This window comes from Streptomyces sp. NPDC096339 (genome assembly GCF_044762985.1).
Lineage (GTDB): Bacteria > Actinomycetota > Actinomycetes > Streptomycetales > Streptomycetaceae > Streptomyces.
The window spans coordinates 65,164-85,683 of the sequence record NZ_JBIWFI010000035.1 but is presented as its reverse complement, the minus strand read 5'-3'; the positions used below and the strand labels follow the sequence as shown (position 1 = coordinate 85,683).

Genomic DNA, 20,520 nt, shown 5'->3' with positions numbered 1-20,520 from the left:
ACGCGCCTCGAATGCCGGCGGGGGCTGGAGGTGGTTTGGGCGTCCGTCCCAGACCTCGCGCCTCGAATGCCGGCGGGGGCTGGAGGTGGTTTGGGCGTCCGTCCCAGACCTCGCGCCTCGAATGCCGGCGGGGGCTGGAGGTGGTTTGGGCTTCGGGGGCGGGGAGTTCCGTGCGGGCTGGGCTTGGGCTCGGCCTGCGTTTTTGCGGGCGCGGCCGCGAGTGGGCCGTGCCTAGCATGCCGGGGTGGATGGGTTTCGGCTTGATGTGGCGCAGGGGGAGTTGGACGACCTGCGGGAGCGGTTGGGGCGGGTGCGGTGGGTCGAGGGGTTGGAGGGGGTGGGCTGGGACTACGGGATCCCGGTGGCCGAGGTGCGCGAGCTCGTGCGGTACTGGCGCGACGAGTACGACTGGCGTGCTGCCGAGGAACGGTTGAACGAGTGGCCGCAGTTCGTGACCGAGATCGACGGGGCTCGGGTGCATTTCGCTCATGTTCGATCGCCTGAGGCCGGAGCCACGCCGTTGTTGATGACCCATGGGTGGCCGGGGTCGTTCGTGGAGTTCCAGCGGGTCGTCGGGCCGCTGACCGATCCTCGGGCTCATGGCGGGGATGCCGATGACGCGTTCCATGTGGTGATGCCGCACATTCCGGGATTCGCCCTGTCCGGGCCGACCAAGGAGGTGGGGTGGGAGTTCAAGCGGGTGGCGCGGGCCTTCGGGACGTTGATGGAGCGGCTCGGGTACGCGGAGTACGGGGTGCAGGGTGGCGACTGGGGGGCCGCCGTCTCGCGGGAGCTCGGGCGGGTGCGGCCGGGGAACGTGGTGGGGGTGCATTTGAACCTGCTGCCTGGGGGTGGTGCCACCGCCGAGCCCGGGGAAGAGGAACTGGCCGCGCTGAGCCCCGAGGAGCGGGAGCGCACGTGGGCCTCTTGGGAGCGGTACCGGGTGTGGGCGCGTGAGCGGCAGGGCTACGCCGACATCCAGGCGACCCGGCCCCAGACCCTCGCGTACGGGCTGAACGATTCGCCGGTCGGGCTGCTCGCCTGGATCGGGGAGAAGTTCGCGGAGTGGAGTGATCCCCGGTGCCCGATCGACCGGGATCAGATGTTGACCAATGTGATGCTGTACTGGCTGACGGGGACGGTTGGGTCCGCTGCTCGGATGCACTACGAGCGGGCGCGTGCCGGGTATGCCGGGGAGGCGGTCGACGTGTCGCGGACGCCTACCGCGGTGGCCGACTTCCCCCAGGACAACTTCATTCCGCTGCGGCACGTGGCCGCGCGGACCGACTCCGTCGTGCGGTGGACCTCGTACGACCGGGGTGGCCACTTCGCCGCCATGGAGGTGCCGGAGTTGCTGGTGGCGGACGTGCGGGCCTTCTTCCGGCAGTTGCGGGCGAGGGAGCCGCAGGCTTCTTAGGCCTGGGCGGTGGGGTGGCGGTCCACCGCGTCGAGGGCCAGCTGCCACGGGAAGTGGGGCGGGGTGTCAAGGCCGGCCGGACCGGGGGTGAAGCCGGACTCGCCGTACAGGAGCTCCACCCCGGCGGTGCGCAGGACGGCCAGGGACTGGTCGAACTGGGGGTGCGCGGCGATGGCGGAGTTCGTGCAGGGCATGGCGACGACGGGGGTGCCCTTGCCGATCGCCTCGGCGGCGACCCCCACCACGAAGCGGTCGGTCAGGCCGAGGGCCCAGGCGTTGACCGAGTTGAACGTGGCGGGGGCGAAGAGCAGCGCGTCGGCCGGGGGCCATACGTCGGGCTCGCCGGGGAGCTTGTACTGCCAGCGCACGGCGTGGCCGGTCAGGGCCGCCAGCCCGTCGAGGCTTCCGGACAGCCAGTGCGCCGCGGTGGGGGTGAGGCCCAGGCAGACGTCCCAGCCGCGGGCCTGGGCGTCCTCGACCACGTGGGCCACGTCGAAGACGGGCGGAGCGGCGGAGCAGAGCAGGTAGAGGGTCTTCGTGGTCATGTTCGTGGTCATGCCGCAATATGATCATATTGCTTGACCTTGGGAGGTCGTCAGGTCAGCGGGAGGACGCCCACCGGCTGGTCGCCGCTGAGCTCGCCCGTGCGGTGGAAGCCCAGGCCCAGGTAGAACGGCTCGGGGCTGCCCTCGCCCGCGTGCCACGTGACGTACACCTGCGAGGCGCCCCGGCCGCGGATCTCCTCGGTGACCGCCTGGACCGCGAAGCGGCCGTAGCCCTTGCCCTGGTGGCCGGCGGCGATGTTCAGACGCCAGATGCCCGAGCGCCGGTCGGCCGGGTCCTCGGCGGGGTTCCAGGCGATGTCGAGGAACGCCATCACGAAGCCGACCACCTCGTCGCCGTCGACGATGGCCCGGGGCCAGGCCGTCTCGCCGTGCACGTACGCCTCGGCCAGCGACTTCATCACGGGGGAGACCAGGTGGTTCTGGTCGGGGCGGACCCGTATCGCGCACACCGCGTCGATGTTGTCGGCGGTGACCGGTTCCAGGCGGAGGGAGGCGGGGGTGGTCATGGGGGGAGTCTAAGTGGCCTCTGCGCTGGTCAGGGGGCTGGGGCGGGTGCGGCGAAGGTCGCGCACATCCGGCGCTCAAGCGCAGGGGTGCACCATCGGGGCGCGTCGAGCCGTAGGCGCGGGCCGTGGGTGTGTCGAGCTGCATAACACCCAGTTCCGCGCGCCCAGTTCCGTGCGTCTTGTTGTATGCGTCCTGCTGTGTCGGTCCTGTTGTATCGACCTGTCGTATTCGTCCAGTTCCACGCGTCCAGTTCGTTGTGTCTCCCGGACTCAGAGAAGAGGAACCGCCCTGATGCCGTCGACCTCCATCACCACCACGACCGCCTGGCTCGCCTCGCTGGAACAGCGGATCGAGCGCCGTGACCCCGGCGAGCCGGAGTTCCACCAAGCCGTGCGGGAGGTGCTGGAGACGCTCGCCCCGGTCTTCGACGCGCGCCCCGAACTGCGCGAGGCCAGGGTGATGGAGCGGATCGCCGAGCCCGAGCGGCAGATCCTCTTCCGGGTGGTGTGGCAGGACGACCAGGGCCGTACGCAGGTCAACCGCGGGTTCCGGGTCGAGTTCAACAGCGCGCTCGGCCCTTACAAGGGCGGCCTGCGCTTCCACCCGTCGGTGAACCTCGGGATCGTGAAGTTCCTCGGGTTCGAGCAGATCTTCAAGAACGCCCTGACGGGGCTCGGGATCGGCGGCGGCAAGGGGGGCAGCGACTTCGATCCGCGCGGACGTTCCGACGCCGAAGTGATGCGGTTCTGCCAGGCCTTCATGACCGAGCTGCACCGGCACCTCGGCGAGCACACGGACGTCCCGGCCGGTGACATCGGCGTGGGCGGCCGCGAGATCGGCTACCTCTTCGGGCAGTACCGGCGCATCACCAACCGCTGGGAGGCCGGCGTCCTCACCGGCAAGGGCACCGGCTGGGGCGGTTCGCAGGTCCGGACCGAGGCCACCGGATACGGCAACGTCCTCTTCACCGCCGAGATGCTCAAGGTGCGCGGCGAGGACCTCGACGGGCAGCGGGTCACCGTCTCCGGCTCGGGCAACGTCGCCATCTACACGGTGGAGAAGGCGCAGGCGCTGGGCGCGCAGGTGCTGACGGTGTCGGACTCCGGCGGATACGTGGTCGACGAGAAGGGGCTCGATCTGGAGCTGCTCAAGCAGATCAAGGAGGTGGAGCGGGGCCGGATCAGCGAGTACGCCGAGCGCCGCGGAGGCTCCGCCCGCTACGTCGAAGGCGGCAGTGTCTGGGACGTGCCGAGTGATGTGGCGCTGCCGTCCGCGACGCAGAACGAGCTGACCGAGACCGACGCGCTGAACCTGGTGCGGGGCGGGGTCAAGGCCGTGTCGGAAGGCGCGAACATGCCGACCACACCCGAGGCGGTGCGCGTCCTCCAGGAGGCCGGTGTCGCCTTCGGCCCCGGCAAGGCCGCGAACGCGGGCGGGGTGGCCACCAGTGCGCTGGAGATGAGCCAGAACGCCGCGCGCGACGCGTGGCCGTTCGCCCGGGTCGAGGACGAGCTGGCCGGGGTCATGCGCCGCATCCACGACACGGCGTACGAGACGGCTGAACGGTACGGCCGTCCCGGCGACTACGTGGCGGGCGCCAACCTGGCCGGCTTCGAGCGGGTGGCCGACGCGATGCTGGCGCAAGGCCTGATCTGACGCCTCCATCTCACTTCCGTCGCGGCCCGAGTGGGCTGAGACACGCTCGACGCGTCCATGCGAGCGATGGAGGGCTGACGATGACGGTGAAGGCGATGGGCAAGGCTCCGGAGAGGCCCGTGGCGCTGGTGACCGGGGCCACCAGTGGTATCGGGCTGGCCGTCGCCCGGGATCTGGGAGCCCGCGGCCATCGGGTGTTCCTCTGTGCCCGCACCGAGTCCGTGGTCAAGCAGACCGTGGAGGACCTGCGGGCCGAGGGGCTGACCGTGGAGGGCGCGGCCGCCGACGTACGCGACCGCGCCGCCGTGGAGGCGCTGGTCGCCGCGGCCGTGACGGCGTACGGCGCACCCGTCAGCGTCCTCGTCAACAACGCGGGCCGCAGCGGCGGCGGCGCCACCGCCGGCATCACCGACGAGCTGTGGCACGACGTCATCGACACCAACCTGAACAGCGTCTTCCTGCTGACCCGCGAGGTGCTGACCAGCGGCGGCCTCGGGGCCGAACCCTGGGGGCGCATCGTCAACATCGCCTCCACCGCGGGCAAGCACGGGGTGCTCCTCGGGGCGCCCTACTCGGCCTCCAAGCACGCGGTGATCGGCTTCACCAAGTCGCTCGGGAAGGAGCTCGCGACGACCGGGACCACCGTCAACGCGGTCTGCCCCGGCTACGTGGAGACGCCGATGGCGGCGCGCGTGCGCACCGGGTACGCGCAGGCCTGGGACACCACCGAGGAGTACATCCAGGAGCAGTTCGAGGCGAAGATCCCGCTCGGCCGCTACTCCACCTCCGAGGAGGTCGCGGGTCTGGTGGGCTACCTGACCACCGACCTGGCCGCCTCCATCACCGCCCAGGCGCTCAACGTGTGCGGTGGTCTCGGGAACTACTGAGGCCACCCGCCCGTGGCGCGTACGAGAGGGCCCCGGCCGGTTTCTCCGGTCGGGGCCCTCTGGTGTGTGCTTCCGGTGTGCTTCGCGTGCGTGGGGTGCGTGGGGTGCTTCGCGTGTTTCGCGGGCTTCGTGCGGTGTCCCTCACAGGATGGTCGGCGACCCCGACACGTCCCGTACGACGGCCCGCGGAGCGATTCCGGCGGCCCGCCAGTCGGCCAGCACCCCGGAGTCCACCTGCTCGTCCGCCAGCAGGACGTGCCGCAGCGCCGGCAGACTGCTGCCGCGCGCCGCCGAGGTCAGCCGGGCGAAGGCGGACGGCAACTGCGTCACCACCGTCACCTCCTGCTCGGCCAGCAGCCGGGCGAACCCGCTCGCGTCGGACGCCGTCTCCCGGTCCACGACGACGGCCCGTCCGCCCGTGAGCAGCGGCCCCCACATCTCGCGCATGCCCAGGTCCAGGCTCATGGAGTGGAAGTACGTCCACACGTCCTCCGGGCCGGTCTCCAGCATCGGGACGCAGCTGTCCACCCAGGACAGCACGTCCAGGTGGGACACCGGCCGCACGGCCACGGCCCGCCCCGGGTCGCCGCCGGAAGGGAGCGCCAGGAAGGCCGTGTGCGGCGGGATCTCGCGGCGCATCGCCACCTCCGGCCGCATCGCGATGACGAACCGGCCCGCCTTGGCCACCGGGATCTCGTCACGCAGCAGTCCACTGTCCGAGATGACCATCTCGGCGCCGGCGTCGCGCATCAGGAACTCCTGCAGCCCCGGGTTGTGCCCGGGCTCCAGGGGCAGCACCGCCGCCCCGGTGCGCAGCGCGCCCACCACGGCGGACGACGCCATGCACGAGCGCTGCGCGCGCACGGCGACGGCCGCACCGGGGCCGGTCCGCCCCGACAGGCGGCGTGCGATGTCGTCCGCGGCCCATTCCAGTTCGAGGTAGGTCGCCTTCTCCTCCGCGTCCTGGGCGGCGACCCGGCCCGGATGGCGGGCGGCCGCGGCCGCGAAACGGACGTCGATGCGGTCCCGGCCCGCGGGCCACTGGCCGGCCGGGTCGAGCCCGATCCGTCCGAGCAGACCGGCCAGGTCGGCGGACAACTGGTCAAGCTCCGGACGGTCCGGAGTGGCGTTCATGCGGCCTCCCAGCGGGCGGGTCGTTACTCCATGCCCGATGGTGTGGGGCCGCGCCGGAGAAACGCTCAAGTCCTGACGTACAGGACTGGTCAGGGGAGGGTCAGGGGCAGGTCAGGAGCACGTCCGGGGCCGCTTGAGAGGTCCTGGAGGCCGGGTGCAGACGGGGTCGAGGGCCGCTCGGGACAACCTGGCAGGGCCCCCGGGCGCGTGCCTACGATTCTGGGGCTCATACCGAAGCCGCACTTTCCCAGTCGTGCTCCGAGCGGACCACTCGTAGACGCACGCACATGGAACTGAGCTTTGTGGCTATGGCCCGTCTCACGAGACTGGAATTGACTGTACTCATGACTCAGAACGCGAACATCACCCTCGTCATCGGCGGAAACGGCAAGACCGGCCGCCGCGTTGCCGACAAGCTTTCCGCCCAGGGCCGCGAGGTCCGGATCGGGTCCCGCAGCGGTGTGCCCCCCTTCGACTGGCACGAGCCCTCCACCTGGGTGCCGGCGCTGGAGGGCGTCGACCGGGTGTACGTGACCTACTTCCCCGACCTCGCCTTCCCCGGTGCCGCCGAGCAGGTCGCCGAATTCTCCAAGGTGGCCGTCGCGAACGGCGCGCGCCGTCTGGTGCTGCTGTCCGGCCGCGGTGAGGAGGCCGCGGAGGTCAGCGAGGAGAACCTGAAGGCCTCCGGCGCCGACTGGACCATCGTCCGGGCCAGCTGGTTCAACCAGAACTTCTCCGAGAGCTTCTTCCTGGAGCCCGTCCTGGCCGGCGAGATCGCCCTGCCGACCGGGGACGCCGTGGAGGCCTTCGTCGACGCCGACGACATCGCGGACGTCGTGGTGGCCGCGCTGACCGACGACAAGCACATCGGCAAGACCTACGAGCTGTCCGGTCCGCGCCTGCTCAGCTACACGGACGTCGCGGCGGAGCTGTCGAAGGCCACCGGGCGCGAGATCAAGTACATCTCCGTCACCAACGAGGAGTACCGCGCGGTCCTGCGCGAGAACGACCTCCCGGAGGAGTTCGCCGACCTCTTCACCATGATCCTCGACGGGCGCAACGCGCACCTGGTGCACGGTGTCGAGGAGGCCCTGGGCCGCAAGCCCAAGGACTTCGCGGAGTTCGCCCACGAGGCGGCCGCCAGCGGGGTCTGGAACGTCTGACCCGCTCCACGAGTGCCTTCCCGTACTGCCCGCCTGCCGGGCGGCGACTCTGGTACGGCCGCCGCCCGGTGCGCAGGGCCCTCGGGGAGGCATCCGCGCACCATGCACGACGCACCACGCATGACCGACCGGCAGGAGGCTCCCGTGCCCACTCCCAAGTCGTTCTCCAGCGAACACGGACTGGAATCACTACCCCCGCACTTCCACGGCTTCGCCCTGATGCACATCGCGATGCGTCGCGACGCGGCCCGGCTGCGCGCCGCCGCCCCCACGTGGAAGGGCTCGGGAGCCGAGTGGTGGCAGAAGTTCCGCGAGGTCGTCGAATGGCACCACATCAGCGAGGACGACGTCCTGTGGCCGGGACTGCGCCGCCGGGACGCCGACTTCGACGCGCAGGCACGTGAACTGCACGAGGACCACGAGGAACTGGACGCGGCCATGGCGGCCGTGTCGACGGCGATCGACCGCCGCGGCGAGGACCTGGTCCGGGCGGCGTCGACCTTCGAAGGCGTGCTGCGCGACCACCTGCGCGACGAGGAGCGGATCGTCTTCCCCGTCTTCGACCGGCTCGGCGAACGCGCCTACCTGGCCGAGGAACGCAAGCTGATCTCCAGCGCCCCCATGCGCGTGATGACGTACCTCCAGCCGTGGATGTTCGACGGTGCGAGCAGCCGCTCCGTCGCCTACGTCTCCGAGACGATTCCGCCGCCCGTCCGGCTGATCGGTGCGACGCTGTTGAAGAGGCGGTACGAGCGCACGCTGAAGGGAATCCTGAAGTGACCAGCACGACGACGCAATCCGTGACCCTGGTGGCGGCGACGGTGGGCACCGGCCTGATGGCCGGCCTCTACTTCGCCTTCGACATCTCGGTGATGCCGGGCCTCGGCCGCGGCGACGACCAGACCTATGTGACCGCGATGCGGAACATGAACGAGGCCATCGACAACGGCCTGTTCGGCCTGCTGTTCCTGGGCGCCTTCCTGGCGACCGGGGTCGCGGCCGCGCAGCAGCAGCGCGGCGGCCGGCCCGACGCGGCGCGCTGGGGCTGGGTGGCCTTCGCGCTGTACGGGCTGTCGCTGCTCGTGACGGCGATCGTGAACATCCCCCTCAACAACCAGCTCGCGCGGGCCGGGGCCGACGTCTCGGCGGCCCGCACCCGCTTCGGCGGCCGCTGGACCTCCGGCAACGTCGTGCGCACGGTGGCCTGTACGGCGGCCCTCGCCGCGCTGGGCCGCGTACTGACCCTGCACGGCCGCGCGTCGGCGGCGTAGGCAGACAGGCAGGCAGGCTGTTGCAGCACCGGTTCCACCCCCGTGAACGGCGCCCGCTCTCTCTCCGTCCCCCGCGGCAGAGCGGGCGCTTCGGGGTGCCCGGGGACGGTTCGGAGAATCCGGAGAGGACGTACGCATGGACACGCTGACCGGGCTGCTGGAAGGGCCCAAGGCCCGTGGGGCCTTCCTCCTCAAGTCCGTCTTCAACCCGCCCTGGTCGCTGCGCGTCGAGGACCGGGCCCCGCTGTCCGTCGTCACGATGGTGCGCGGAAACGCCTGGCTCCTGCCCGACCACGGGGAGCCGGTGCGGATCCGGCCGGGTGACGTGGCCGTCGTACGGGGCCCCGAGTGCTACACGGTCGCCGACGCCCCGGACACCCCGGTGCAGATCACCGTCGGTCCGGAGCAGCGGTGCAGCACGGAGGAGGGCGAGGACGTCACCGAAACCATGGCGCTCGGCGTACGCACCTGGGGAGCCGGCTTCCAGGACGCCGGCTCAGCGGTGATGCTCAGCGGCACCTACCAGGCTCCCAGCGAGATCGGCAGGCGGCTGCTGAACGCGCTGCCGACCATCCTCGTACGACCGGCCGAGGCCGCCGACAACACCCTGGTCACCCTGCTGACCTCGGAGATCTCCAAGGACGAACCGGGCCAGGAGATCGTCCTGGACCGGCTCCTGGACCTGCTGCTGATCGGGGTCCTGCGGACCTGGCTGGCGGCCCCCGGCAGCGGCGCGCCGTCCTGGTACCGCGCCCAGAGCGACCCGGTGGTCGGCCCCGCGCTGCGGCTGCTGCACGAGAACCCGGCGCACGGCTGGACCGTCGCCGAACTCGCCCTGAAGGTGGGCGTCTCGCGGGCCTCGCTGGCCCGCCGGTTCACCGAGGTCGTCGGTGAAGCGCCGGTGGCGTACCTGACCGGCTGGCGGCTCGCGCTCGCCTCCGACCTGCTGCGCGAACCGGACGCCACGGTCGCGACGGTGGCCCGGCGCGTGGGCTACGGCTCGGCCTTCGCCCTGTCGACCGCCTTCAAGCGGGTGCGGGGGGTCAGCCCCCAGGAGTTCCGTACGGGTGCCGGCCCGGCCGCCGCGCCGGAGGCGGCGCAGCCGCCGCGCACGGTGGTGCTACCGGCCGGCTGAGCGCACCACGGCGGTCAGGACCAGGTCGGGGCCGGCCAGCCAGCGGCCCTCGTAGACCGGGTCCACGGGGGTGGGGGTCGGGGGGCGGAGGGTGGTCGTGAAGGTGCCCTCGGGGGAGAGGGTGAGGGTGGCGTCGCGGAAGCCCAGCCAGATGCCGGTGGCCGGGTACCAGGCCTTGTACGCGGCCTCCTTCGCGGAGAAGAAGACGCGGTCCCAAGGGACGGAGGGGTCCGCGCCGGCGAGGGCGGCCAAGTGGGCGCGTTCCTCCTCGGAGGTGATCAGGTTCAGGACGCCCTTGGGGAGCGGGCCGGACGGTTCCGCGTCGATGCCCAGGGCGGCTACCGAGGAGGCCGTGGCCGCCACCGCCCCGCGGTAGCCGTCGCAGTGGGTGATGCTGCCGACCACGCCGGACGGCCACCGGGGGGCGCCGCCCGGGCCCGGGAGGAGGGGGACGGGCCTGCGGCCGAGGTCGGCGAGGCAGCGGCGGGCGCAGGCGCGCGCCGTCGCGAACTGGCGGCGCCGGCGCGCCCGGCGGCCCTCCATCAGGGCCGCTTCGGCCGGGAACAGAGGAGCGGGCGCCGCGTCGTCGAAGGCTTCCGATGACGTGACGCCCGGGGGCAGGAGTTCCTCGATCATCGCGAGGCGAGTTCGGCGACCGCGGAGACGGCGAGGAGGGGGCGTTCCAGGGGGAGCATGTGGCCGGTGTCGGAGATCTTCTCGAAGCGGGCGTTGGGGAGCGCGTTCGCGAGGATTTCCGCCAGGTCGATGTCGATGACCTTGTCGGCTTCGCCGTGCAGGACCACCGCCGGGATCGTGACCGAGGCGAGGGCCCCGCGCAGGTCCCAGCCGCGGGTGCAGCGGAAGAAGTCCGCCCGGACCCGGGGGACCGTCGCGGCGAACATCTGGCGGTTGACGTCGAGGAGGACCGGGTCCACGCCCTTGCCCATGGTGGAGCCGAGCAGCTTGCGGCCGAGCCACGGGCGGCGCAGGGCCTTGGAGAAGAGGGGGTTGCCCATCATCTTCACTTCGCTGTCCGGGGTGTCCTGGCCGTGCGCCGCCGTACCCAGCAGCACCAGACCGCGCAGCCGGCTCGCGGAAGGAGAGGTGGTGGCGTACGAAAGGGCCGCGAAGCCGCCGCCCGAGTGGCCGACGACCACGGCCTCGCGGGCGCCCGTCTCGGCCAGGACCGCCGCCAGGTCGGAGCCGAGGCGTTCCACCGACACCGGAGTGCGGCCCTCGGTGGAGGCGCCGTGGCCCCGCTGGTCGTAGAGCACCACGCGGTGCCCGGCCCGGATCAGCCGGTCGGCGACCGTGCCCCAGGCCCGGCGGGCGTGCGCCCAGCCGTGGACGAGGACCACGTCGCCGGCCGTGGCCGGGCCCGAGAGAGGGGCGAGGATGGTGACCGCGAGGTCGGCGCCGTCGTCCGTGCGGATCGTCAGTTCGTGGGTGGTTTCCGGGGCCGTGGTCACCGCGGGACCGCCGACAGTTGACGGTCCAGGGACTCGAAGGCCGCCAGGGTGCCCTTGGAGTGCTCCGCGCCCAGGTCGGCGACCTTGGAGAGGATCTTCAGCCAGCCGTGCGGGGTGCCGACGAAGTGCATGGAGATCCGGGTGCGGCCGTCGCCAAGGGGTTCGAGGCGGAAGGTGCTGGGGCCCCGGAAGACCCCGTCCACGTACTCGATGTCCAGGCGGCGGCCCGGCTCCACGGCCACCGTGCGCGAGGTGAAGCGCAGCTTCAGCCCGCCCTTGTCGGAGCCCTTGGTGTGCACGGTCACGCCCACCAGGCCGCCGACCTGGTCGGGGGCGCCGGAGATCGTCTTGAACGTGTTGGCCGGGACCCACCACTTCTCCCCGCCGCGGAATTCCGAGAGGAGCGCGTCCCAGACGGCGTCCGCCGGAGCGTCGATCACCGCCTCGTCGATCAGGTCGTACGTCGTCATGCCGAAGCCTCCAGTGGATGGGGGATACGAGGGAACGTCCGGGAAAAAAGGGAAAGGCGGGGGCGGGATCCCTCTCCCGCCCCCGCCGGGACTCCACGACCGTCAGGGCCGCCGTCAGGCGAAGAAGCCCTGGCCGGGCGTGAAGGTGTTGTTGGGGTCGTACTTGCGCTTGGCGCTGCAGAAGGCCGTCCAGCGGTTGCCGAAGTGGGCCTTCCAGTCCTCGCGGGTCATGTTCGGGATCGAACCCACCAGGTAGCGCTTGGCACCCATGGCGCGCGCGATCTCGTACAGGCGGCGGTTCTGGGCGAGCATGCCCTGGATGTCGGCGCCCGGGTTGGGGAAGCGCAGCAGGTCGAAGAGGTAGCCGACCGACTCGTTCGGCTGCACCGCCAGCGGTCGCTTGATCTTCGAGGTGAGGTACGGGTAGAAGAGCAGGAACCCGCCGCCGAGGGACTCGGCGTTCAGCTCGCGCTCGACCTGCTGCATGAAGGTCTTCGTCTTCGACGCCGGCAGGAACATGCTCAGCCACGGCTTGGGCTGGTACCAGTGGCCGGACTCCTTCAGGTACGCCTCGTAGGCGTCGAGCCGGAACATGTACTCCCGGTACGACGTGTCCTCGATGATCGCGTCGGCCCGGACGTCCTTCAGGTCGCCGATGAGCGCGTCGCGGTTCGGCGGGGTCGTGTCGTAGGTGGCGCCGACCTCCATCTTGTAGCGCCAGCCCGAACCGTCGGGCTTCTGCAGCATCTCGCCCGCGTGGACCTGGAACCGGCCCTCGGCCATGACCTTCTCGGAGTCGGCGAGGTAGGTCGCCACGTCGTTGTAGAAGAGGCTGAAGATGACCGAGCGCTGCGGCGCCGGGACCAGCTTGACGTTGACCCGGACGATGATGCCGACCTGGCCACCGCCCGACAGGGCCGCGTTGAACAGGTCCGAGCGCAGCCACGGGGTGGCCGTGACCAGCTTGCCGTCGCCCGTGATGATGTCGATGGCCTGCACGGTGTCGCACAGCAGGCCGTACTTCTGCACGGTGCCGCCGATGCCGCCGATGCTGATGGTGCCGCCGACCGAGATGTACAGGTAGTCGGGCAGCGCCGGCGGGGTCTTGCCCAGCTTCAGGGTGGCGTCGGTGAGCTGGCCCCACGTCACACCGGCCTCGACCACGGCGTAGTCGCTGCCGATGGAGAGGATCTTCGACATGCCCTTGGCGTCGATGGAGATGCCGCCCGGGACCCGGGCCTGGCCGTACACCGAGTGGGACTCGATGTCGGTGCCGGTGCCGCCCTGGCCGTTGACCGCGACCTTGATGCCGTTGACCCGGGCGTAGTTGACGATCTTGACGATGTCGTCGATGTTGCCCGGCCGCAGCACGGCCCACGGCTTCGCGTCGTCCCACAGGTGGCCGAAGTCCTGGCCGAAGGCGCCGACCGTGGCCGCGTCCGTCGTCAGGGTGCCGGTCAGTCCCGGAACGGGGACGATGTTCGCGTTGCCCGCGGCCTCGGCGGCCGTCGCCCAGCTCTGGTCGACCGCGTTCCAGCCGACGACCGCGACGGCCGTGGCGGCGATGCCGCTGAGGATCCTGCGCCGCGACGGCTCCGCGACCGCGTCGCCGGTGGTGTTTCTTGGGGTAGTGCTCATCTGGGTGCGTCTCCCGAATCCCGTGGGCGTACTACTGGTGAGGTACCGGCTTGCTGGTGCGCACCTGCGAGGCGAGCTGGTACTCGCTCAGGTCGAAGCGCTTGGTGGCGCCGCGGAAGCGCCAGGTGTACGTCGGCCAGATCGAGGGGTTGCGGCCGCCGGCGTCCAGGTACCAGCTCTGGCAGTTGCCCGCGTTCCACACGGTGCCGTCGAGCTTGGCGTCGAGCGCCTTGTTGTAGGCGTCCTGCGCCTCCTGCCGGACTTCGACGCTGGCCAGGCCCCGCTTCTCGATCTGCTTCAGCGCGTCCAGGACGTACGCGATCTGCGCCTCGATCATCACGACCTGGGAGGAGTGACCCAGGGTCGTGTTCGGGCCGAGCAGCATGAAGAGGTTGGGGAAGCCGGCGATGGTCGTGCCGCGGTGCGCGGACATGCCGTCCTTCCACGCCTCGCGCAGCTGCACGCCGCCGCGGCCCCAGATCCGCTTCGCGACCGGGCGGTCGGTGGCCTGGAAGCCGGTGCCCAGGATGATGGTGTCGACCTCGCGCTCGACGCCGTCCTTGCCGACGATCGACTTGGCGCGGACCTCGGCGATCCCGTCGGTGACCAGGTCCACGTTGGACTGCTGGATCGCCGGGTACCAGGTGTTGCTGAAGAGGAGGCGCTTGCAGGCCATCACGTAGTCGGGGGTGAGCTTGGCGCGCAGCGCCTCGTCCGGGACCGACTTCTTCAGGTGGTCGCTCGCCATCTTCTGCATCTTCCCGGCGACCTTCGGGCGGGCCATCACGAAGGCCAGGATCTCCCGGCCCCACATGTTGAAGTTCCGCCGGAAGTTCTGGTAGCCGGGCAGCGAGCGCAGCAGCTTGGCCTGGAGCGGGGTGGTCGGCTTGTCGTTCTTCGGGCCGATCCACGGGGGCGTGCGCTGGTAGAGGTCCATGTGCCCGACCTCGGGCTGGATCTGCGGCACGAACTGGATGGCCGAGGCGCCCGTCCCGATGACGGCGACACGACGGCCGGCCAGGTCGTGGTCGTGGTCCCAGTTCGAGGAGTGGAAGACCTTCCCCTCGAAGTCCGCGAGGCCCTTGATGTCCGGCACGGCCGCCTCGCTGAGGTAGCCGGTGCCGGTGACCAGGACCTGCGCGGTGTACTCGCCCTGCGACGTCTCGATCTTCCAGTGCCGCTCGCCGTCGTCCCAGCGGGCGGCGACCAGTTCGTGCCCGAACCGGATGTGGGGGCGCACACCGAAGCGGTCGGCCGTCTCGCGCAGGTACGCGTACAGCTCGTCGCGCTTGCCGAAGGTGGACTTCCAGTTCGGGTTCTGGGCGAACGAGAACGAGTAGAGGTGGGACATGACGTCGCACGCACAACCCGGATAGCTGTTGTCGCGCCAGGTGCCGCCGACCTCGTCGGCCCGCTCGAACACCAGGAAGTCGTCGATGCCCGACTGCAGCAGTCGGATGGCGGTGCCCAGGCCCGAGAAGCCGGTGCCGATGACCGCGACCCGCAGGTGCCGGGTCGGACCGCCGCCGCCGGGAGCCGCCGCGGTGCCCGTCAGCGCACCGCCGTCCTTGGCCGGGTTGAGAATGCTCGCCACGTCGGCCTCCTTAACGGCGCGTGATGGTGACGCGGAAGTTGTTGAAGAACTTGTCCTCGAGCGTGTACGCGAAGATGTCGAGGTAGCGCTCGAAGCGGGAGACGACCTCTTCGCCCTCCAGGGCCACGGCCTCGTCCCGGCGCTCGGCCAGCAGGACCAGCCAGGCGCGGCAGGCCATCGCGAAGGACTCGCGCTCGTTGACGATCTCGTCGATCTCGAAGAGACCCTCGGCGGCGGAGCTCAGCTCGTGCAGGTGCGGGATGTGGCAGCCCTCGAACTCGGAGCGCTGCAGGAACTTCAGGTCGTCGAGGAGCGCGCGGTTCATCGGCAGCGCCTCGGCGGTCATGGTGTGCAGGACGAACTTCGCGCCCGGGTTCAGGGCGTTCGCGATCTGCTGGAAGAAGTAGCGGTAGCGCTTGGTGCGCTCCTTCGGCGGCAGGTTGGAGGAGACGAAGTGCTCCAGCGCGTTGATGCAGAACGCCGCGTCGTACTTCTCGCTGTCGTCGGCGACCTTGTAGTCCGCCCAGCTCTGGACCAGCGTGGTGATCTTCGGGTTGTTCAGCCCGTCGATGAACGCTTCCTGGGTGCGGGACAGGGTCAGGCCGACGGCCTGCTCCGCGCCGTGCACGGTGGTGAGGCGGTTGAGCATGGTGCCCCAGCCGCAGCCGACGTCCAGGACGCGCTTGGTGGAGCCGGCGCGGACGCCCGCGAGCTCGGCGAACTTGTCGAGCTTGCGCTCCTGGGCCTCGTCCAGGGTGGCGACGAGGTCCTCGCCGTCCTCCCAGTAGCCGCCGGAGTACATCATCGTGGGGCCCAGCAGGAGCCGGTAGAAATCGTTGCTGACCTCGTAGTGGTGCCTGATCGCATCGACCTCGGGGTCCACCGACTTGGGGGCGACCGTTGTCATCCTGATCCTCTTTCCTGCGTGTCCGGCGGGCCGTATTTCCGAATTCGCGTCAGAGAAAACCGGATGCCCCGCAAGGCGTGCGCAAGACGGGCAGGATTCAGGCCGGCGTCCGGTGTTGCGGCTTCCTTGCGGGGGCGGAGCTTTTATCGCTCTCGAAAACCAGACACGCACTGCCGAGTTGCATTGCCGAGAGAGGACCGACCCCATGTCGCTGCCCACCATCGAAGAACTGGCGAGCCAGCTCGAGGCCGTTTCGGGTGCCGCGGAGGTCAGCCCCGACGCCCCGCTCCAGCACATCGCGGACGTCGACTCGCTGGACCTGATGGAGTGGCTGTACGGATTCCAGAACCAGTACCCGCACATCCCGGCCGACGAGTCCCTCTTCGCCGACCTCGACGACACGACCACGCTGCGTGACGTGTACGCGAAGATCGTCGAGCTCGTCCCGGCTCAGGCGTAGCGAGGGGTGACGTGACCGGCTTCGACATCACCGGGTGGGGCATGTCCGTACCCGAACGCATCGTCACCAGTGCCGAACTCGCCGAGCGATTCGGCGTGGACGAGCACTGGATCACCAGTCGCTGCGGCATCCGCGAGCGGCGGGCGGTCGACCCGGGGCAGACCACCGCCTCCCTGGCCGTCGAGGCCGGCCGGCGTGCGCTGGAGAAGGCCGGCCTGACCGGCGCCGACATCGCCCACCTCATCGTCGCGACCGCCACGCCCGAGCAGCCGTCCCCCGCGACCTCCGCGTTCGTCCACCACGAGCTCGACATCGCGGGAAGCGCGCACGACGTCAACTCCGAGTGCGCCGGCTTCGTCTACGGGCTGGTTTCCGCGATGGCGCTGATCGCCATCGACCCCCGCCCGATCCTGCTGATCGGCTCCGACACCCACACCCTGACGGCCAACCCGGCCGACCGGGACCTGTCCATCCTCGTCGGCGACGGCGCGGGCGCGATCGTCCTGCAGCCGGGCTCCGAGAACCGGGTCAAGGCCTGGAACCTGGGCGCGGACGGCTCCTGCACCGGCTCCCTCAAGGTGCTCGCCGGCGGCAGCCGGATGCCGACCACCCAGGAGACGCTGGACGCGGGCCTCCACTACGCGCAGATCAACGGCAACGAGATCTACCTCAACGCCGTCCGCTACACCGTCCGCACGGTGCGCGAGACGCTGGAGAACGCCAAGGTGGACGCGGCCGACATCGACCACGTCGTACCGCACCAGGCGAACATCAGGATCATCAACTCGATCCTGTCGCACACCGGGCTCCGCCAGGAGGCCCTGATCACCAACCTCCAGAAGTACGGCAACACGGCCTCGGCGTCGATCCCGATCGCGCTGACCGAGGCCCTGGAGGAAGGCCGGATCAAGGCCGGCGACAAGGTCCTGCTGGCCGGCTTCGGAGCCGGCATGACATGGGGTTCGATCCTGATGGAATGGGGCGGTGTCGCGGCATGAGCAAGAACAGTGCGGGTGTGCGACCGGAGTCCCCGGTCGCGCTCGTGACCGGTGCCTCGGGCGGTCTCGGCCAGGCCCTGGCGCTGGAGCTGGACGCGCTGGGCTGTCGGGTCGCCGTCCACTACAACAGCTCCCGCGAGGGAGCCGAGGCGGTCCGCGAGAAGCTGACCAACCCGTCGGTGCTGGTCACCGGTGACGTCGGATCGTGGGAGGCCACCCAGGCCCTCTACCAGCAGATCTCCGACGAACTCGGGCCGGTGGACGTCCTCGTCAACAACGGGGCCATCCGCAAGGACAGCCTGATGGCCATGCAGAACCCGGCGGACTGGGCGCAGGTCATCCAGACCAACCTGATCGGCTCCTTCCACACCGCCCGCGTCTCGGTGCCGTACATGCTGCGGCAGCGGTGGGGCAGGGTGATCAACATCGTGTCCCCGTCCGGCATCATCGCGACGGCCGGACAGACCGCGTACTCGGCCTCCAAGGCCGGTCTGATCGGCTTCACCCGGACCCTCGCGTCCGAGTGTGGCCGGCGTGGAGTGACGGTCAACGCGCTCTCGCCCGGCTTCATGATCACGGGCATGACGAACACCCTTCCGGACCGGGTCATCGAGGGCATGGAGGACAAGGCCCCGATCCCGCGCTTCGTCACGGTCGAAGAGGTCGCGCGCAGCGTCGGCCTCTTCCTGGACCAGGACTGCATGACGGGCCAGGTCATCAGCATCGACAGCGGGGTGTCCATCACCTGACCCCCGCGGTCGCCCCCCTCGGCTCCGGCCTCCCTCCCCCCGGGGAGGCCGGAGCCGCCGTTCGTTCCCGCGGGGGAGGGGTGGGGCGGGGTACCGGCGTGCCGCCGTTTGGACGCATCGCCGTACTGGCGCAATGACGCATGACGAAGGCCGCCGCCGCGGGAACTTGCCGCGGCGGCGGCCTTCGCCGTACGTCAGGCGGCGGGGGAGGAGGCCACCCGGTGCGTGACGCAGCCGGCGGCCGGTGAACGGGTGCCGGGAGCCCGGTGGTCCACCTCGAAGACCCCCATCAGCACCGGGTCCAGGCAGGTGCACGAGCGCGGGGCCGGCCGGGGCTCCGGAGTGCGCAGCAGCTCCAGGTACGCGGCCTCCGTCTCCGGGGCCGGGTCTATGCCGAGCTCCTCCGCCAGTACCTCGCGCAACTGCTGGTAGCTGCGCAGCGCTTCCGCGCGGTTGCCGGCCCGGGAGTGGGCCGTCATCCGGCAGCGGTAGGCGCTCTCCCGGAACGGGGCCCGGCGCACGGCCTCCTCCGCGTAGCGCAGCGAGTGGTGCTCGTCGCCCAGGGCCGAGGAGGACAGGCTCGCGATCTCCAGCGCCTTCAGGCGGAGCTCTTCGAGCTGCTCGCGCACCGCGTCGACCCACTCGCCCTCGTGGGAGGGCAGGAACGAGCCGCGCAGGTTCGACACCGCGCCGGCCGCGAGCTGCTGGGCGACCGGGTAGGCCCCCGTCGCGTACGCCTCGGTGGCCTCCGTCACGGCCACCTCCGCGCACTCCACGTCCACGGCCGCGTCCTGCGGCAGTCGCAGGATGTAACGGCCGCCCTGTGCGATGAGGGGCGTGACCCCGGGCTGGTCCCCGGGCGTCGTGACGAAGGTGCGCACCCGGCTGACGAGGCTGCGCAGCGCGGAAGCCCAGGTGTCCGGCAGGCCCTCGGGCCAGATGGTTTCGGCCAGTTGGTCACGGTCCGTGCCCCCGGCGCGCTCCATGAGCAGTCGTGCGAAGGCGACCTGGGCCTGGGCGCTCGACAGGTGTTGTGGCGGTGCTCCGTCCGGCTCGATCGTGACAAGGCCTACGAGTCTGATCAGCACTATGCACTCTCCGAAACGGTCGTCATCCGGCCGAGTCCCCCAAGGTCGTGCGATTCAGAGAATAGCGGCGGCCTGCTCTTGCGTCGCTCTTGCGCCCCCCGAGCCTTAATGGAATTCCACTAGAGCCGAGCCGGAAAAACGGCGGAGCACCGATGGAGTTCCGGGTCAGCCGGACGATCACGACGAGGAGAAGAACGTGAACTCATCCGCTGCCTGGAAGCGCTTGGAGCCGAAGCTGGCGTATTTCCGTGACCGCGTCGCGCAGCTGGAATACGAGCCCAACCGGAAGAACAGCTTCGTCGCCTACACGGCCGAGCGGGACTCCGCCTACGCCGACCAGGACGGCCGCCGGCTGCTGATGATGTCCGGTTACTCCTACCTCGGCCTCGCCGGCGACGAGCGCGTCGTCGCGGCCGCCAAGGCCGCCGTCGACCTCTACGGCACCGGCAACCACGGGGTGCGCGCCCTGGCCGGGACGACCCCGCTGCACGAGGAACTGGAGGCGGAGGTCGCCAAGGTGGCCGGCCGGGAGAAGGCCCTGGTCTTCGGCTCCGGCTACGCCGCGAACACCGGCACCGTCGGCGCGATCGTCGGCCCCGGCGACACCGTCTTCATCGACAAGTACGACCACGCCAGCATCGTCGACGGCTGCAAGCTCTCCGGCGCCAAGGTCGTCCGCTTCCGCCACAACGACGTCGCCCACCTGGAGCGCCGCCTCGCCACCGCCCCCGACACCGGCGTTCGCCTCGTCATCGTCGACAGCGTCTACTCCATGGACGGCGACATCGCCCCCCTGGTCGACCTGCGCAAGGTCTGCGACGCCCACAACGCGCTCCTGATGGTCGACGAGGCCCACGCGCTCGGCGTCATCGGCGCCACCGGCAAGGGCATCGAGGAGCACTTCAACTACGAGGTGAAGGTCGACGTCAAGCTCGGCACCCTCTCCAAGGCCATCCCCTCCATGGGCGGCTGGGTCGCCGGCTCCGCGGAGTTCATCCACCACCTGCGCTACGCGGCCCGCCCCTTCCTCTTCTCCGCGGCCCTCGGCGGAGCCCAGACCGGCGCGGCCCTGGAGTCCCTGCGGATCCTGCAGCGCGAGCCCGAGCGCGTCGAGTTCATCCAGAAGGAATCCCAGCGCTTCCGCGACACCCTCAACGAGGCCGGGATCAGCACCGTCGACAGCGAGACCGCCGTCGTCCCCGTCATCGCCGGCTCCGACGACTCCGCCTACGACCTGGCCACCGTCGCCCGCAAGAACGGCGTCATCGGCCTCCCCGTGGTCACCCCGGCCGTCCCCAACGACCTGGCCCGGCTGCGCATCGCCATCACCGCCGCGCACACCAAGGCGGACCTCGACTTCGCCGCCGAGGCCTTCATCAAGTCGGCGCGCGAGTGCCGGATCATCTGACCG

Annotated in this window: 21 protein-coding genes; 11 read left to right on the top strand and 10 right to left on the bottom strand. The window is 70.6% G+C overall.

Features of this window, described 5'->3' with window-relative positions; genetic code table 11:
• Positions 1 to 244: 244 nt before the first annotated feature.
• On the top strand, positions 245 to 1,417 hold the full coding sequence (locus ACIQ5Y_RS32210) for an epoxide hydrolase family protein (RefSeq protein WP_403888444.1): 1,173 nt from the start codon (positions 245 to 247) through the stop codon (positions 1,415 to 1,417).
• On the opposite strand, the gene ACIQ5Y_RS32205 is transcribed toward ACIQ5Y_RS32210, so the two are convergent.
• Both ACIQ5Y_RS32205 and ACIQ5Y_RS32200 read right to left on the bottom strand, forming a co-directional pair.
• Positions 1,414 to 1,974, bottom strand: a complete 561-nt coding sequence (locus ACIQ5Y_RS32205; protein WP_403888441.1) for a flavoprotein — start codon at positions 1,972 to 1,974, stop codon at positions 1,414 to 1,416. The two genes, ACIQ5Y_RS32210 and ACIQ5Y_RS32205, sit on opposite strands and share 4 nt — an antisense overlap.
• Before the next feature lie 38 nt (positions 1,975 to 2,012).
• Complete coding sequence (locus tag ACIQ5Y_RS32200; protein ID WP_403888439.1) at positions 2,013 to 2,489, bottom strand: GNAT family N-acetyltransferase; 477 nt, start codon at positions 2,487 to 2,489, stop codon at positions 2,013 to 2,015.
• 292 nt (positions 2,490 to 2,781) lie between these two features.
• On the opposite strand from ACIQ5Y_RS32200, the gene gdhA reads away from it, so the two are divergent.
• Together gdhA and ACIQ5Y_RS32190 are read left to right on the top strand one after the other, a co-directional pair.
• Positions 2,782 to 4,146, top strand: coding sequence for an NADP-specific glutamate dehydrogenase (gdhA, locus tag ACIQ5Y_RS32195; protein WP_403888436.1), 1,365 nt, complete (start codon positions 2,782 to 2,784; stop codon positions 4,144 to 4,146).
• Positions 4,147 to 4,226: 80 nt separating this feature from the next.
• Positions 4,227 to 5,033: an SDR family NAD(P)-dependent oxidoreductase gene (locus tag ACIQ5Y_RS32190; protein WP_403888433.1), complete on the top strand. Its 807-nt coding sequence runs from the start codon at positions 4,227 to 4,229 to the stop codon at positions 5,031 to 5,033.
• Positions 5,034 to 5,174: 141 nt separating this feature from the next.
• On the opposite strand, the gene ACIQ5Y_RS32185 is transcribed toward ACIQ5Y_RS32190, so the two are convergent.
• The gene (locus ACIQ5Y_RS32185) at positions 5,175 to 6,167 is read right to left on the bottom strand and encodes an AMP-binding protein (protein ID WP_403888430.1); all 993 of its coding nucleotides are present in this window, start codon (positions 6,165 to 6,167) and stop codon (positions 5,175 to 5,177) included.
• A 344-nt stretch (positions 6,168 to 6,511) separates the two neighbouring features.
• Here ACIQ5Y_RS32185 and ACIQ5Y_RS32180 point away from each other — a divergent pair, with 344 nt between their 5' ends.
• The 4 genes from ACIQ5Y_RS32180 to ACIQ5Y_RS32165 all read left to right on the top strand — a co-directional run bounded on the left by ACIQ5Y_RS32180 (position 6,512) and on the right by ACIQ5Y_RS32165 (position 9,736).
• Positions 6,512 to 7,330 (top strand): NAD(P)H-binding protein, encoded by an 819-nt coding sequence (locus ACIQ5Y_RS32180; RefSeq protein WP_403888427.1) that lies wholly within the window; start codon positions 6,512 to 6,514, stop codon positions 7,328 to 7,330.
• Positions 7,331 to 7,450: 120 nt separating this feature from the next.
• Entirely contained in the window at positions 7,451 to 8,110 is a 660-nt protein-coding gene (locus ACIQ5Y_RS32175) for a hemerythrin domain-containing protein (RefSeq protein WP_403888424.1), read from the top strand.
• Positions 8,107 to 8,601 carry a DUF1772 domain-containing protein gene (locus tag ACIQ5Y_RS32170; protein WP_376657902.1) on the top strand — a complete coding sequence of 165 codons (495 nt, stop codon included), beginning with the start codon at positions 8,107 to 8,109 and terminating at the stop codon, positions 8,599 to 8,601. The genes ACIQ5Y_RS32175 and ACIQ5Y_RS32170 overlap by 4 nt, the downstream gene beginning before the upstream one ends.
• 136 nt (positions 8,602 to 8,737) lie before the next feature.
• Positions 8,738 to 9,736 carry an AraC family transcriptional regulator gene (locus ACIQ5Y_RS32165; protein ID WP_403888420.1) on the top strand — a complete coding sequence of 333 codons (999 nt, stop codon included), beginning with the start codon at positions 8,738 to 8,740 and terminating at the stop codon, positions 9,734 to 9,736.
• Here the strand turns inward: ACIQ5Y_RS32165 and ACIQ5Y_RS32160 are convergent.
• The 6 genes from ACIQ5Y_RS32160 to ACIQ5Y_RS32135 all read right to left on the bottom strand — a co-directional run bounded on the left by ACIQ5Y_RS32160 (position 9,722) and on the right by ACIQ5Y_RS32135 (position 15,814).
• On the bottom strand, positions 9,722 to 10,372 hold the full coding sequence (locus tag ACIQ5Y_RS32160; protein WP_403888417.1) for a 4'-phosphopantetheinyl transferase: 651 nt from the start codon (positions 10,370 to 10,372) through the stop codon (positions 9,722 to 9,724). The genes ACIQ5Y_RS32165 and ACIQ5Y_RS32160 overlap by 15 nt on opposite strands.
• A complete protein-coding gene (locus ACIQ5Y_RS32155; protein ID WP_403888414.1) occupies positions 10,369 to 11,205 on the bottom strand; it encodes an alpha/beta fold hydrolase in 837 nt (278 codons plus the stop codon). The genes ACIQ5Y_RS32160 and ACIQ5Y_RS32155 overlap by 4 nt, the downstream gene beginning before the upstream one ends.
• Positions 11,202 to 11,675, bottom strand: coding sequence for an SRPBCC family protein (locus ACIQ5Y_RS32150; RefSeq protein ID WP_403888411.1), 474 nt, complete (start codon positions 11,673 to 11,675; stop codon positions 11,202 to 11,204). The genes ACIQ5Y_RS32155 and ACIQ5Y_RS32150 overlap by 4 nt, the downstream gene beginning before the upstream one ends.
• A 114-nt stretch (positions 11,676 to 11,789) precedes the next feature.
• Positions 11,790 to 13,313, bottom strand: coding sequence for an FAD-binding protein (locus ACIQ5Y_RS32145; protein ID WP_403888408.1), 1,524 nt, complete (start codon positions 13,311 to 13,313; stop codon positions 11,790 to 11,792).
• 31 nt (positions 13,314 to 13,344) lie between these two features.
• On the bottom strand, positions 13,345 to 14,868 hold the full coding sequence (locus ACIQ5Y_RS32140; RefSeq protein ID WP_403888477.1) for a flavin-containing monooxygenase: 1,524 nt from the start codon (positions 14,866 to 14,868) through the stop codon (positions 13,345 to 13,347).
• 49 nt (positions 14,869 to 14,917) lie between these two features.
• A complete protein-coding gene (locus ACIQ5Y_RS32135) occupies positions 14,918 to 15,814 on the bottom strand; it encodes a class I SAM-dependent methyltransferase (protein ID WP_403888405.1) in 897 nt (298 codons plus the stop codon).
• A 205-nt stretch (positions 15,815 to 16,019) separates the two neighbouring features.
• On the opposite strand from ACIQ5Y_RS32135, the gene ACIQ5Y_RS32130 reads away from it, so the two are divergent.
• From ACIQ5Y_RS32130 to ACIQ5Y_RS32120, 3 genes are read left to right on the top strand one after another with little or no spacing between them, the layout of a single operon-like run.
• Positions 16,020 to 16,274, top strand: coding sequence for a hypothetical protein (locus ACIQ5Y_RS32130; protein ID WP_219665194.1), 255 nt, complete (start codon positions 16,020 to 16,022; stop codon positions 16,272 to 16,274).
• A gap of 11 nt (positions 16,275 to 16,285) precedes the next feature.
• Positions 16,286 to 17,272 carry a 3-oxoacyl-ACP synthase III family protein gene (locus ACIQ5Y_RS32125; RefSeq protein WP_403888401.1) on the top strand — a complete coding sequence of 329 codons (987 nt, stop codon included), beginning with the start codon at positions 16,286 to 16,288 and terminating at the stop codon, positions 17,270 to 17,272.
• On the top strand, positions 17,269 to 18,021 hold the full coding sequence (locus tag ACIQ5Y_RS32120) for an SDR family NAD(P)-dependent oxidoreductase (RefSeq protein ID WP_403888398.1): 753 nt from the start codon (positions 17,269 to 17,271) through the stop codon (positions 18,019 to 18,021). The genes ACIQ5Y_RS32125 and ACIQ5Y_RS32120 overlap by 4 nt, the downstream gene beginning before the upstream one ends.
• A 194-nt stretch (positions 18,022 to 18,215) precedes the next feature.
• Here ACIQ5Y_RS32120 and ACIQ5Y_RS32115 read toward each other — a convergent pair whose 3' ends face one another.
• Positions 18,216 to 19,109: a BTAD domain-containing putative transcriptional regulator gene (locus ACIQ5Y_RS32115; RefSeq protein WP_403888395.1), complete on the bottom strand. Its 894-nt coding sequence runs from the start codon at positions 19,107 to 19,109 to the stop codon at positions 18,216 to 18,218.
• Positions 19,110 to 19,305: 196 nt separating this feature from the next.
• Between ACIQ5Y_RS32115 and ACIQ5Y_RS32110 the strand changes: the two genes are divergently transcribed.
• Entirely contained in the window at positions 19,306 to 20,517 is a 1,212-nt protein-coding gene (locus ACIQ5Y_RS32110) for an aminotransferase class I/II-fold pyridoxal phosphate-dependent enzyme (protein WP_403888392.1), read from the top strand.
• Positions 20,518 to 20,520: the final 3 nt, after the last annotated feature.